The organism is Paenibacillus hebaui (genome assembly GCF_051934385.1).
GTDB lineage: Bacteria > Bacillota > Bacilli > Paenibacillales > Paenibacillaceae > Paenibacillus.
This window is the reverse complement of record NZ_CP196836.1, coordinates 866,453-879,153: the sequence shown is the minus strand read 5'-3', so window position 1 is coordinate 879,153 and position 12,701 is coordinate 866,453. Positions and strand designations below refer to the sequence as shown.

Here is a 12,701-nt window from a genome sequence, read left to right as displayed (position 1 = left end):
CGGCATTTGCCGTATCATTTTTTTCTTTTTTCTATGATGCCAATGGTATCCCCATTAGTGACGTTATATAGGCGGCTCTTCGGCTCATACACCGTTTGAGCAGGCCACAAGCCATGGTGTCCTGATACGATGTAACTTACAATGCAAGCAATAAAAAAATACTCCATCCCTTTTCCGTTGAATAGCTCCATGGACAACAGAAAGGCGGCTATAGGGGTATTGGCACCGCCACAAAACACAGCGATCAAACCTAGAGCAGCGAGGAATGCCAACGGCAAACCCATTATAGCGTGCAAGGCATTCCCCAATGTTGCACCCATATAAAATAACGGGATGGCTTCACCACCAACAAATCCGGCTCCAAACGTCACCGCAGTGAATAACAGCTTAGCCAAAAAAGCATATGGAGCGACGTCTTCTTTGAACGATTGCTCAAGTATATGCAAACCTCGACCATTATAATCTTGGGAGCCGGCTAACAAGGTCAACGCTACAATGATTAACCCGCCGACAAAAGCTCGTTTCATATGATTTTTCTTGAATAGGCGCTCTGAGAATTTTTGAATTCCGTGTCTTAACTGGCAATAAAAAACACTCAATAAACCGAAAATAACGGATACGAGTATAATTTTTGCGAAGGTAAGCATTGAATGATGAGGTAGTGTGTGAATGATAAATTGTTCATGTTTTACATGCCAAACCTCTTCCGTCACATAATGACCGACGAAGCTGGCTACAAGACAAGGAACGATTGCTTCAAACTTCAACTTACCCAAGGCAGCCATTTCCATCCCAAACACAGCGCCTGATATAGGAGTTCCAAAGGCTGCACCAAATCCGGCGCTTATTCCGCTCATCAAAATAACTTTTGCGTCGGCCTTTTTTAACTTAAACCATTGATTTACAGCTTCCGCAACACTTCCTCCCATTTGAATCGCTGCACTTTCTCTTCCTGTAGAACCACCCAGAAAAACAGTTAGGAACGTACCCAAATATACCATGGGTCCCATTCTTCGGAGAACCTGCTTTTTGCCATGAACTGCGTCGATGACCAGATTATTCACCTCGGCTGCGTCATGCAACGTGTTGTTTATCGTGGTTTTTCCAAATTTCATATACATATAGCCCAATGCAATACCGCCCAGCGGGAGCAGTCCGATCAACCATCCGTTGCCTTCTCTAATCTTCCCCAGATAATCATTGGTTTCCAAAAGGAACGCAGTCGTTGAACCCACGGCAGCACCGATTAATCCCCCCAAGAATATCCATTCCATTAGAAGCTTAGTGATATGCTTGTACTTTCCCATTTCCTCCATATGCCAGATCCTCATTTCAGTCGATTAGGTGGTTCAACGATATGTTGGTTAGTCTGGACTTCCGTGAAAAGCTGCCCAGACCCTGTAGCCTCGGTACCTGGCAAAGGAATGGACAGCTGGGGGATACTCGCCTGCAACATCGTACTCAGTCTGTCAATGTCCTCTTTGGTCGCATACTGCTTTTCAGGCTTTAACATATAACCCAATTGTCCATTTGGTTCTATGGTAGCCCATTGCAGATCACTTATCTTTTGGATGCCCTGTTGCCTAAGACGCACTTCAAGCATATCTACCGATAACCGTAATTCCCTTAGATTTCTCTCATTTATTTTTCCATACTCGACCACCATTTTTGATTTTCCGTACAGAAACGTCTCAAGCGCATCGGATTTCAAAACAATATACTCAATACCTATAAGAGTGATGACCATTAATATCGTAATTAACATCGTAATCCAAATGTTACGGTCACCTACGGGTTGAATGATTAATGAACCTACCGCGATCATCAAAACCGTCTGAGCAACGGTGAGCTGGGAAATTGACTTTCTTCCGGCAAATCGCAAAATAAGCACGCCACCCACGACGATGACAACCGCTTTCCAAATGAAATGAAAATCCAGTGCGCTCCCCTCCTTTTCGTCGAATCGAGCCTATTATCTGTATGTATATCCAATATTATTCGTCCTGCGTGAACGCAGACACCGCATGGTACACCTACTCCAAGACGTTCATACGTGCTGATGATCAAAAAGCGACAACTACCGCTATACAGCGTGTTTGGGTGGCTTGTCATGGAACGAATACCGACAAACAGCATCACAAAGATACCTCAGCCCGGTTAATGCGAGCTGAGGTATCTAATCGAACGATTTTTATTTTTTACACTGTTTAGACCCTTAACGCACCGCGGAATCCTCTTGCGCCATAGTAGGATTCTGCTCCATTATGGTAGACAAACACCGTGTCATAGCGACGATCGCAAAAAATGGCTCCGCCCAGTTTTCTAATATTAGCAGGTGTCATCACCCAACTCGACGTTTTCATATCGTAATTCCCCAGCTTTTGCAACTCCCGGTACTGCTCTTCTGTTAAAAGCTCAATGCCCATGTCCGCTGCCATGTCAACCGCACTATTCTTTGGTTTATGTTCTTTCCTGGACTCCAGTGCTTCACGGTCATAGCAGACACTTCTGCGACCCTTGGGACTTTCTGCGGAACAATCCACAAAAAGATATTCACCTGTCTCACTGTCAAACTCCACAACATCCGGTTCACCACCTGTGCTCTCCATTTCATGGAGCGACCACAGTTTTTCAGGCTGAGCTTCAAACTTGGCTTGCAGGCTTGACCATTCCATACCTGGATGACGGTTCATGTTTTTCTCAAAACGCGCTTTCAAGGTTTGGAGCAGTCCCTCACATTGTTCCGGCGATAACTCCCTCTCGCTTCCAATTGGGCTTGTTGTCATCTACAGTTCTCCCTTCAATAGGAATAAAATTGTTGAATTATTTAAAGCGGCTATTGCGGATCAAGAGTAATGTTGTCGTACATCGTTTGTGCTGATTTATTGAAGATGACAGGTAGCGCAATCTGTAGTGAAAAGGTATCTTTTTCCTGCGATACCGTCAACGTCCCGTTGTGCTGCTGGATCATTTTCTGACAACTAACGAGTCCAATTTCGTTGCTATCTTTCTTTTTGCCAACACGTTTAATCTTATTCTCTACCTCAAGCATGACCCATTGTTGCTTCAAAGAAACCTGGATATGAACGGGATGCGCTGGATCGGCGTATTTTCGAATATTTGAAAATATGTTATCGAATACACGACGAATAGCGACCAGATTGATTTCCAGCAAAAACTTCTCATGATTTGCATCTGTCTGAACCTGAACATCTATATGGTCCAAAACCACTAGTTGCTCATCAACGAGTTGATCGATAAGCGCTCTGCCCTCATAGATTTCAAATTCCACTTCTTCTTCAGCGGCAGAGGATACTGTAAAATATTCGAATAGTTTGTCCGACAGCACTTTGATCTGATAGGCCTTTTCCCGGCTATTATGAATATACTGCAACAGATCCTCATGTGTCTTATATTTGTTGAGCTCTATGATGTCCATATATCCCAGCAGAATCGTGAGTGGAGTGCGTAAATCATGGGAAATCGCCGTGATCAATTCGCGATTGGCCATCCTCACTCTCTCCTCGCTACCGAGACGCTCCACAAATGATTTCCGCATCTCATCAATACTCTGGGCCAAAGATGACAGTTCATCCTTTCCCGATATCGTAATCGAATAATCCAAATTTCCACCTTCGAGTATCTTGATCTCTTGTTCAAGCCTGCCAATATAAGATGTTTTCTTATTAATCATCAGCAGAAAGGAAACAATAAACACAATGGCCGCTATGAAAACACCAATAATCAGAATGAGGTTGTAGTATTGATACTCATAAAAGCTAACCAAGTATATCTGGGCTTCCTGATCCGCAAAGTGGATGGTGGTGATGGGTATTTTCGATGGTACGAACTGAGTTAAAAGCTCTTCATTGATGGCAGGATCAATCTCCGTGTTGGAGGAAAAAATCAATTGGTCTTTTGCAAAAATATACAGATTTAAGTATCGCTCATGACTTATCCATGCAGACAATTGCTCATGATCACCGGTGGACACGTTTTGGTTATTCACAAATGCTTCGAATCGATCAAGCGCATCTTTCTGCCTGTTCTCTACAAAGGTGGATTTGCTTAAATAACTATCCAGTACAGTCTCACCAACAACTTGTAAAATGACGAATGCACTTATGGAAATGACCAAAGAAATTACAACTGCCAGAACCAGTTTAATCTTCAGCTTTTTCCCCATTAACAATCTATTCAATTTTGTACCCCTTCCCCCAAACGGTCTGCACATATTTAGGGTTCTGTGGATCATCTTCCAGTTTGCCTCTCAAATTACGAATATGAACCATGACCGTGTTATTACAAGTATAAAAGTAGGGTTGCCCCCAAACACTCTCATATATGTTTTCCGCCGAAAACACCTTACGTCGTTTCTTAGCCAGCAGGAGCAAGATCTGGTATTCAATTTCAGTTAAAGCGATTTCCTTCGCCCCCACAAACACGGTTTTGGCATCCTGATGGACCGTAAGATCCTTAACGATAATTTGGTCCGCTTCTTCTGTCTTCTCCTTGCCCCGATAAACATAATACCTCCGCAGTAAAGCCTTCACCCTCGAAACAAGTTCTGTATAGGAAAAAGGCTTGGACAAAAAGTCATCACTGCCTGAGGAAAATGCCAATTGTTTGTCAGAATCCTGCGTTTTCGCGGTAAGAAACAGGACCGGTGCGCTTGTTTTTTCACGAATCTCCAAACACGCCTTCAGTCCTGATTTATTGGGCATCATCATATCCAAAATAATGAGATCCGTCTCTTCATTCACTTTATCAATCGCATCTTGACCATCTATCGCTTCAATGACTTCATAATCCTCGCTCTCTAACAAAATCCTTACAATTTCTCGAATTTCACTGTTATCGTCAGCAATTAGAATTTTCTTGCTCATCTGATCCCTCCGTCTAATTTCAGTATAATATGCGCTATTAGCGACTACCAGCAAATACAATCGACTTAAGAATTCTTCAGAAGTTATGTAGGTAACTCTTAATGATTTCGGTTTATACTGTAAATTATGTAGAGGTCATTACACAAAGGGGTCGTCAGCTATGCCAAAACCTTCAAAAAAAATAATCATTAACATACTGTTGGGTCTGTTCATCATGTCGTCCATTGGTCTACTGGTCTATTATTTTCCTGCCATGATCAAAATCATGTCGTCCATGGACAATTTCAGAGCGTATATTCATTCAACAGGTCATTGGGGCCCAGTCATGTTTATTTTATTCCAGATTCTTCAGATCGTGGTTGCGCCTATTCCAGGAGAAGTTGTACAGGTTGCAGGCGGTTATATCTACGGGGTTGCACTTGGGTCCTTGTATACTACAATAGGCTTGGTATTAGGCTCAGCGATTGCTTTTTATTTCACTCGTTTGATCGGTCGCGCTTATATTTCACGGCTGCTGCATAAGAAAAATTATAAGTGGATGTCGTTTATCCATGATGAGAAGAAGTTCTCTGCCTTTTTATTTATCTTTTTTTTGATTCCCGGTTTGCCAAAAGACATGCTCGTATTTGTTGCCGCTCTTACATCCATGAGTTCGTTAAGATTCTTCACGATCCTTCTGGTTGGTCGTCTGCCGTGGATCATCGCATCTGCCGCTGTGGGGTCCACCATTCATATGCAACAATACAGCATCGCGATTATCATATCCGTCATCGCTGTTATGGGTTTCGTGCTCGGATATATCTATAAAGATAAATTGATGAACTTATTCTCACAGGTGGAGGAAACGAAAGGGACCAGTCCTTCTGCCAAACCCAAGGCAATTCCCAGCTTTAGCAAAGAGTAGAAATGTAGTAACAAAAAAAGGATACTAAAAGATATACAAAAAACGATCATTCTGCTCAGATCATCATTGGAGGTATTATTCATGCAAACACTTGAAAAGGACCGATTGATATTAAGAAATTTTACCGCAACCGACGCACCAGGATTATTGGAGTACACAGCCAACCCGAGAGTGAACTGCTTTATGGATCATAAGGTCTCGACATTGGAGGACGCTGTAAAGGAGATTGAGAAACGCAGCCGTAAAGACGAGTATATCGCGGTCTGTCTGAAAGAGAGCAACGAGCTAATTGGAGAGCTGTTTGGTATGAAGGAAGAACGAGATTCGGATACGTATGGTATTGGATGGAATTTTAATGCCAGATATGAAGGGAAAGGGTACGCAAGTGAGAGCGCGAATGCCTTCGTGGAGTATCTCTTTACGCAACAGGAAGTAAGAAGAGTGTACGCTTATGTCGAGGACGATAACTTCCGGTCACAGAAGCTGTGTGAGAAATTAGGCATGCGCCAAGAAGGCCTTTTCAAAGAGTTTATCTCCTTTACCAAATATGAAGACGGCACTCCCAAATACGAGAACACTTATCAATATGCATTACTAAAAAAAGAATGGCTGGCGCAACGGGCAGATCAAAAATAATCATTTTATCACATTGAACATTGAATAACTAGGAACCATTCCAAAAAACACGGCGACCTCTCCCCTGATTGAATTCCGGGAAAAGGTCGCCGTTTATATTCATATCATTTTTTATTGTCTAGCTGCCCCAGTATTGCTTGGCAATCTGTTGACCTTGATCGATCTTTGCCCATTGCTCGGCTTCGCTCAGCTCGTTACCGCCATCGCAGGACGCAAATCCGCATTGGTGCGAAAGCAGCAGCCGATCCTTATCGATAATTTTGGAGGCTTCATTAAGCAAATGAATGACGCGCGCTTCATCATCAAGTGTACTCGTTTTAGAAGACAGCAAGCCTAATACAATTTCCGTTTCAGGTCTGTCCTTGAACACTTCCAATGCCTCAATTGAACCTGCACGGTCATCATCCCACTCCAGGAAGAAACGGTCATACTTCAACTGCTTCAGGAACAGATTCGCAATTTTCGCATACGATCCACCACCCATGTTGCGGGAATCGTAGTTCCCCCGGCAGTTGTGTGTCCACATTTTCAAGCCCAGGCTATGACCGAAGTCAATCACGGTATTGTTAATATCAATAAATTCGGTAGCGAGACCTTGTACTTCCGATTGATCAATGTGCTCCCCTGTAAACGGAGAGTTCGGGTTATCGTCTGCAAACAGCTCCCACAAGCAATCATCGAATTGCAGAATTTTGCCGCCCACCGCAGCGAATTCCTCCACAAATTCCTTATAGGCGCTCACAAGGCCCGCTTTGAGTTCCTGTTTGTTCTGATAAACGGAATCCGTACCGCCAATGTTATCCGACCAGGAAAGTTCGCCGAAAATATGGGATGGTGACGGTACGCAAAGTTTCGTTTGCTGATCGCCCGCCGTATCTTGCAACTGTTTGAATACTTTAAGGAAATGATGATTCTTTCCGCTCAATTCATCAGTAATGCGAAGGCCAATATCTTTGCGTGTTTCATATTTCGAAGTTCCATCAACGTCTCTGAAAAAATAGCCATGATCCGCGATATAACGCTCAACTCCGCCAAAACCCCACACAAAATCCAGATGCCACATCGATTTGGAAAACTCACCATCTGTAATAATCGACAGGTCATGCTCGATTTCTTTTTTCACAACCTGTTTGATTGCCTCCGCCTCGCACTTCTCATAACCTTCAAAGTTTTCATAGAACGGATATTGGATATCATCATTATGTTCAATTTGCGTTTTATATTTCAGCAGCTCATCGGGCCGCAACAAACTCCCTACGATCTGGAACTTATCAGTCATGTAAAAACCCCCTCGTTGTATACCATTATCATATCATGTCGAATGGGGTCAGATCAGATACTTAAAAACCATAACTGGTTATAGCTATAAGCTATAGCAAACAAATAATTCATTCCTTATTTATTGCTCCATTTACTTTATGTTACTTTTCTCTTTTTTTATGCATGTTTTCAAATCCTGAGTCACTACATAATCATATAAATTGAACTAAAGAATATTTACACTTGCCACTACGATGACAGAACAACCTTCCAATCGCTGTTATCCCCAGATTTTTTTGATTCCCTTTTTTAAAAGGGAAAATCCGGGGATAAAGGCGAAGCTTATGCTTACGATGCAGCTTTCTTTCAGAAAGCTTTTAGCTCCGCTTTTTCAGGTTATTTCTGTCCTCTCCGTTCTCGTGTAAATGTTAAGTTCAATTTATATATTTCAACAACAAAAAAGACTCCAACTATAGTAGGAGTCTCAGTTTTGATTAGCACTAGCCCTTAGTTAAAATCTAAACATAAGCAGTCAGCTGTTATAGTGATGCACAACCAAAAGGAATATTATGGTTTAATCGCAGAGCAATAGAAAGGCTTATATGGGCGGTCGGCTAATCTCCCGGAAGGGAGGTGATGCCTTGTGACAGTATTTGAAGCGATTATGCTGATGCTAACCTTTGGTTTGCTGATAGTAGCGCTACTGTCCAATAAACACAAGTAGACCGCCCACCGTGCAAAGGTTGCGGTCTACTTGATCGTATAATCTCTTGTTAAGCCCACCGCCCTTAAAAGCGGCTATTGCGTGGAGAGTCGTGTTGACCGCACGGCTCTCTTTGCATTATAAGCTGTTCATGCCCCTATTATAACATGACGAATGGGGATTTCAATTTTTAACTTTACTTGTGTAGAGTAAGTAGCAATACATAATATTCAACTGACCTACAACGTACTCCGCCTTAATTCATAAAAAAACTGCACAGCTGGATGCTTTAACTTGATCTGCTCGGACATATTCAAAATTCGCTTTTTGCCAACTCGTCTGTCCACCAAAGCCAGAATATTTAATAAAATATCATTACTCTCCAGATTGTCCTCTATAGAAGAAGATAAAAACGTAGTAGCTGCAACGGTGAAATTCGACTTACTTAATGCGGCCTGTACCAACAAAAGCTCTTTGGCATGTACGGAGATTTTTCTGCTTCTTGCCATGACTTGAAGACGATCCTCGGGAACGGCCCCTTTGGACTCTTTTCGGATGGCTTCAATCTCTTCGTTGCTGATAGGAATTTGGATATTGGGATCGTTCTTGATCTCCTGATCCGTCTGGTACCATCGGATTGAGGTTGTGGTATCACTCATATTGAGTACGTTCTTTTTATCTACGGTAATGTAACAATCCCCTGATTTACCAAGTAAATAACGGTAACTTGTTGCGCGGTATTCGACCCTACCAACTAACGCCGGACAGAGGAAACTCTCCAGATTTTGCTTCAATTTGCTCCAGGACATATATCCTCCTATTTTCAAAAGCCTACCGCCAGTATTGCGGCAATCATTTTAAATTTTTTTCAATCCGTCTCCAGTATCGACATTCACTTAAATTATAACATAGCAAAACAAATTGACGTCTCATATTGATTAGAAGCTTTGCATCTGGGCCAACTTCACACGTTGAATGAGCTATGGGCCTTTTTTTCTTATTCCAACTTATTGTCGCTAGGGAGAAAAGATTGGCGTTTAACGACTCAGATGGAATGAATCCAGTTATTGGTTTTTGAATTCTCTATGTGATAAACTTGCAGAAAATTATCTGCTTTCTATTAAACTATCATTGCCTATCATTGGAAAATACTTTGCTATTCACAAGGAGAGGGAACCTTTAATGGCTAAGAAGAAAACAACATTACCTGCTCATATGGAGCAACTCGTTAAAGATAATGATATCGCTGCCGTAAAAGAGGTCTTTGAGCAATGCGAATGGGATGCCTCCGGGGGCTACAGCAAAGGTACAGCTCTCAGCTTTCGACAGATTTCCGATGAATTGGTTCGATGGCTGGTGGAGCAAGGGGCCGATATCAACGCACGGGACAAATATCAACGCACGCCTTTACACGCCCATGCTGCACACTGGTCAGGAAATGCAGCCTTGCTCCTCGAATTGGGTGCCGAGCTGGATGCTGTTGATTATAGTAATGAAACACCGTTGCACTCAGCAGTCAATGCGTATAGAACCGAAGTGGTGAAAGAGCTGGTAAGCCAAGGTGCTGATATCAACGTAGAGAATAAACAGGGGAATACCCCATTAGCTAAGGGATTAGTGAATAGCCGGAATGGAGATATTGTCAATCTGGCGGAGATTTCCACGATCCTGCTGGATGCCGGAGCATCGGTCACCCCAACTATGAAAGAGTCGGTAAAGCGAATTGGCAAGGATTTTGAATTCGTGCGGGACAAGTTCAATAAGGACAAGGTTGACGAAGTCTCAGACGCACTGATCAAGCTGTACCAGCTATTTGATGTCGAGCCGGTAGCGAATCGGATCATGCACGATGGGACTGCACCCATTCAGGTAAAGGCAACCACTTGGCCCAAACAGCACCAAGAGCTGTGGGAATATCTCATCCCAGCCCAGGGACATGCCCAAACGGTACAGGGAGAGGTTATCCGCATCACAGGGCGCATGTCCCATGAAGTACTGGATAATGGCGGTGGAAACTGGGATGCCCAATATCGTAAGATGCTGGATGCGTTGATTCGCCATCTGGGCACTGGTGTACCATTAGCCCCGGCACTTCTCCAAGAGTCAAAAGACTTGGTCAGCAGGCTTCGCAATGGGTCAGATTATGATGCGCCTGCCAGATTATGCGAGTTGGCGGTGTTATGGGTACTTGCCAACCCTCAGCCCGTCGCGATGGCCCAACCGGAGTATACGCGTTAATGTTCTAGACATATTAAAATCACGGTCATATTCTTTATCTATCTAGCTATATAAATTGAACTAAACATTTACACCATAACGGAGAGGACAGAAATAACCTGAAAAAGCGGAGCGTTCGCCTTTATCCCCGGATTTTCCCCTTTAAAAAGGGAATCAAAAAATCTGGGGATAACAGCGATTGGAAGGTTGTTCTGTCATCGTAGTGGCAAGTGTACATATTCTTTAGTTCAATTTATATAGAAATAATGCAAAAGAGCTAAACTGCTTTCTCCCAAGATTATTGGAAGCAATGCCGTTTAGCTTTTTTTTATATTTAAACAACCACAAGGTTTTCCAGTCTTTCCTCTTCCATTTCGCACATTCCCTTAGCAATGAGCAACTTAACTTCCACGTTACTCCGCCTCATTGTGATCCTTGCTGCCAAATTCATTGAGCAATGTACGCACTTCACTTGTTGACTTAGCGTTCATCAGGCTATTTCTGAGTTCACTTGCTCCTCGAAATCCACGAACATATATTTTGAAGAAGCGGGCAAGGGGGCTGAACGAACGTGCCTCCTCTGTTGAATACTGATCATGGAGATCCAGATGCAGCCGCAGCAGATCAAGCAATTCCTCACTGCTGTGTTCCTTCGGCTCCTTTTCAAAAGCAAACGGATTCTGGAAAATACCCCGTCCAATCATAATGCCATCCACGCCGTATTGCTCCGCCAGCTTAACTCCTGTCTCACGGTCAGGAATATCCCCGTTAATCGTCAGCAGTGTATTGGGGGCTATCTCATCACGAAGCTTCTTAATCTCCGGAATCAATTCCCAGTGAGCGACTACTTTGCTCATTTCTTCTCTCGTCCGCAGATGGATGGACAGATTCACAATGTCCTGTTGCAAAATATGGGTCAACCAGTCCCGCCATTCGTCTACGGCAGTAAAACCGAGCCTTGTTTTTACACTGACGGGCAGTCCCCCGGCTTTGGCCGCCTGGATGATTTCTCCTGCAACTTCGGGACGGCAGATCAGACCGCTTCCCTTTCCATTCTGCGCTACATTCGCTACAGGGCAACCCATATTAATATCGATACCTTTAAAGCCTTCTTTCGCCATACCGATGCTCATCTCACGAAAGAACTCCGGTTTATCTCCCCAGATATGCGCCACAATCGGCTGTTCATCTGCTGTAAAAATCAAACGCCCGCGCACACTTTTGTTCCCCTCCGGGTGACAATAACTCTCTGTATTCGCAAACTCCGTAAAAAACACATCCGGTCTGCCCGCTTCACTTACGACATGGCGAAACACAACATCCGTCACATCTTCCATGGGCGCCAGTATAAAAAATGGTCGTGGCAAATCACGCCAAAAGTTTTCCTTTGTCATCTCAAAAGCTCCTCTATACATACCAGGACAGTCTTTGCCCTCTTAATAGTAAAAATCGCAACTCATGCATCTGCATGCTTATCATCTACATTAGCATTAGCAGTTTCGTTGCAATTCATCTTTTGATGTCCTTGCTTCTTCACTTATACCATGCAAATGTATCTTCGTTCAAACATCAGTATCTGTTATTACTTCCAATAGATCTTCTATTTATTAAAGGCTAGGTAAATCCAGAATAGTCCTTTCCCGATTTTATCACGTCTTTATTAGATTTTCAGCACGATTACTCTTGCCGAACTGGAAAAGCTCCTCTAAAATGAAGCTCGGCAGGCTTTTAACCTGCAAATTGAGATTTGGAGGAGGCCGAATTAAATATGGAAATTTCGCTGGATATGATCAAAGACAAAGTCGAATGCTTGCAGGCCTATGACTTCCATGAACTAGCACGGGCAATTGAAGAACGAATCGGAATGAATAAAGCGCTGCTGCTGAGGGTGAAGCAAGTTCAGCATCAAGTGACGTTTGACCCTTTTCGCAACAAGATGTTATATAGTGCAGTCGTGCATTTTGCCTCAGATTGATGAGACCAGTAATTCTGAATAGTAAAGAACCGGATTGTTCACAAAAGGACAATCCGGTTTTTTCTGTTTTTATAAGCAACTAAAAGCCTCGACATCAATGGTGGGTCAGATTGAAGCCGG

The 12,701-nt window shown here is 43.2% G+C and carries 13 protein-coding genes; 5 read left to right on the top strand and 8 right to left on the bottom strand.

Annotated elements, in window-relative coordinates; genetic code table 11:
- Window positions 1–14: 14 nt before the first annotated feature.
- From ACR32F_RS03915 to ACR32F_RS03895, 5 genes are all read right to left on the bottom strand, one after another.
- Window positions 15–1,316, bottom strand: coding sequence for a chloride channel protein (locus ACR32F_RS03915; RefSeq protein WP_440116340.1), 1,302 nt, complete (start codon window positions 1,314–1,316; stop codon window positions 15–17).
- Between the two features lie 11 nt (window positions 1,317–1,327).
- A complete protein-coding gene (locus ACR32F_RS03910; RefSeq protein ID WP_440119674.1) occupies window positions 1,328–1,891 on the bottom strand; it encodes a DUF421 domain-containing protein in 564 nt (187 codons plus the stop codon).
- A gap of 316 nt (window positions 1,892–2,207) precedes the next feature.
- On the bottom strand, window positions 2,208–2,786 hold the full coding sequence (locus ACR32F_RS03905; protein ID WP_440116338.1) for a DUF4256 domain-containing protein: 579 nt from the start codon (window positions 2,784–2,786) through the stop codon (window positions 2,208–2,210).
- A 50-nt stretch (window positions 2,787–2,836) separates the two neighbouring features.
- Window positions 2,837–4,201 (bottom strand): HAMP domain-containing sensor histidine kinase, encoded by a 1,365-nt coding sequence (locus ACR32F_RS03900; RefSeq protein ID WP_440116336.1) that lies wholly within the window; start codon window positions 4,199–4,201, stop codon window positions 2,837–2,839.
- Window positions 4,194–4,886 carry a response regulator transcription factor gene (locus ACR32F_RS03895; RefSeq protein WP_440116334.1) on the bottom strand — a complete coding sequence of 231 codons (693 nt, stop codon included), beginning with the start codon at window positions 4,884–4,886 and terminating at the stop codon, window positions 4,194–4,196. Before ACR32F_RS03895 ends, ACR32F_RS03900 begins: the two co-directional genes overlap by 8 nt.
- 160 nt (window positions 4,887–5,046) lie before the next feature.
- On the opposite strand from ACR32F_RS03895, the gene ACR32F_RS03890 reads away from it, so the two are divergent.
- Window positions 5,047–5,790 (top strand): TVP38/TMEM64 family protein, encoded by a 744-nt coding sequence (locus ACR32F_RS03890; RefSeq protein ID WP_440116332.1) that lies wholly within the window; start codon window positions 5,047–5,049, stop codon window positions 5,788–5,790.
- An 81-nt stretch (window positions 5,791–5,871) separates the two neighbouring features.
- Complete coding sequence (locus tag ACR32F_RS03885; protein WP_440116330.1) at window positions 5,872–6,426, top strand: GNAT family N-acetyltransferase; 555 nt, start codon at window positions 5,872–5,874, stop codon at window positions 6,424–6,426.
- Between the two features lie 118 nt (window positions 6,427–6,544).
- Here ACR32F_RS03885 and ACR32F_RS03880 read toward each other — a convergent pair whose 3' ends face one another.
- Entirely contained in the window at window positions 6,545–7,705 is a 1,161-nt protein-coding gene (locus ACR32F_RS03880) for a cobalamin-independent methionine synthase II family protein (RefSeq protein ID WP_440116328.1), read from the bottom strand.
- A 624-nt stretch (window positions 7,706–8,329) separates the two neighbouring features.
- Between ACR32F_RS03880 and ACR32F_RS03875 the strand changes: the two genes are divergently transcribed.
- Window positions 8,330–8,410, top strand: coding sequence for a putative holin-like toxin (locus ACR32F_RS03875; RefSeq protein ID WP_353957565.1), 81 nt, complete (start codon window positions 8,330–8,332; stop codon window positions 8,408–8,410).
- Between the two features lie 218 nt (window positions 8,411–8,628).
- Here the strand turns inward: ACR32F_RS03875 and ACR32F_RS03870 are convergent, their stop codons facing one another.
- Window positions 8,629–9,198 carry an SF0329 family protein gene (locus ACR32F_RS03870; protein WP_440116326.1) on the bottom strand — a complete coding sequence of 190 codons (570 nt, stop codon included), beginning with the start codon at window positions 9,196–9,198 and terminating at the stop codon, window positions 8,629–8,631.
- 373 nt (window positions 9,199–9,571) lie between these two features.
- On the opposite strand from ACR32F_RS03870, the gene ACR32F_RS03865 reads away from it, so the two are divergent.
- Window positions 9,572–10,627 (top strand): ankyrin repeat domain-containing protein, encoded by a 1,056-nt coding sequence (locus ACR32F_RS03865; RefSeq protein WP_440116324.1) that lies wholly within the window; start codon window positions 9,572–9,574, stop codon window positions 10,625–10,627.
- A 392-nt stretch (window positions 10,628–11,019) separates the two neighbouring features.
- On the opposite strand, the gene ACR32F_RS03860 is transcribed toward ACR32F_RS03865, so the two are convergent.
- On the bottom strand, window positions 11,020–12,000 hold the full coding sequence (locus ACR32F_RS03860) for a tRNA dihydrouridine synthase (RefSeq protein ID WP_440116322.1): 981 nt from the start codon (window positions 11,998–12,000) through the stop codon (window positions 11,020–11,022).
- A gap of 374 nt (window positions 12,001–12,374) precedes the next feature.
- On the opposite strand from ACR32F_RS03860, the gene ACR32F_RS03855 reads away from it, so the two are divergent.
- Window positions 12,375–12,581: a DUF2536 family protein gene (locus ACR32F_RS03855; RefSeq protein ID WP_440116320.1), complete on the top strand. Its 207-nt coding sequence runs from the start codon at window positions 12,375–12,377 to the stop codon at window positions 12,579–12,581.
- Window positions 12,582–12,701: the final 120 nt, after the last annotated feature.

What these genes read in the sequence shown, in the direction of transcription:
- ACR32F_RS03860 (WP_440116322.1), bottom strand. Translation starts at nt 12,000, where the DNA reads ATGACAAAGGAAAACTTTTGGCGTGATTTGCCACGACCATTTTTTATA.
- ACR32F_RS03880 (WP_440116328.1), bottom strand. Translation starts at nt 7,705, where the DNA reads ATGACTGATAAGTTCCAGATCGTAGGGAGTTTGTTGCGGCCCGATGAG.
- ACR32F_RS03865 (WP_440116324.1), top strand. Translation starts at nt 9,572, where the DNA reads ATGGCTAAGAAGAAAACAACATTACCTGCTCATATGGAGCAACTCGTT.
- ACR32F_RS03855 (WP_440116320.1), top strand. Translation starts at nt 12,375, where the DNA reads ATGGAAATTTCGCTGGATATGATCAAAGACAAAGTCGAATGCTTGCAG.
- ACR32F_RS03885 (WP_440116330.1), top strand. Translation starts at nt 5,872, where the DNA reads ATGCAAACACTTGAAAAGGACCGATTGATATTAAGAAATTTTACCGCA.
- ACR32F_RS03905 (WP_440116338.1), bottom strand. Translation starts at nt 2,786, where the DNA reads ATGACAACAAGCCCAATTGGAAGCGAGAGGGAGTTATCGCCGGAACAA.
- ACR32F_RS03915 (WP_440116340.1), bottom strand. Translation starts at nt 1,316, where the DNA reads ATGGAGGAAATGGGAAAGTACAAGCATATCACTAAGCTTCTAATGGAA.
- ACR32F_RS03895 (WP_440116334.1), bottom strand. Translation starts at nt 4,886, where the DNA reads ATGAGCAAGAAAATTCTAATTGCTGACGATAACAGTGAAATTCGAGAA.
- ACR32F_RS03870 (WP_440116326.1), bottom strand. Translation starts at nt 9,198, where the DNA reads ATGTCCTGGAGCAAATTGAAGCAAAATCTGGAGAGTTTCCTCTGTCCG.
- ACR32F_RS03890 (WP_440116332.1), top strand. Translation starts at nt 5,047, where the DNA reads ATGCCAAAACCTTCAAAAAAAATAATCATTAACATACTGTTGGGTCTG.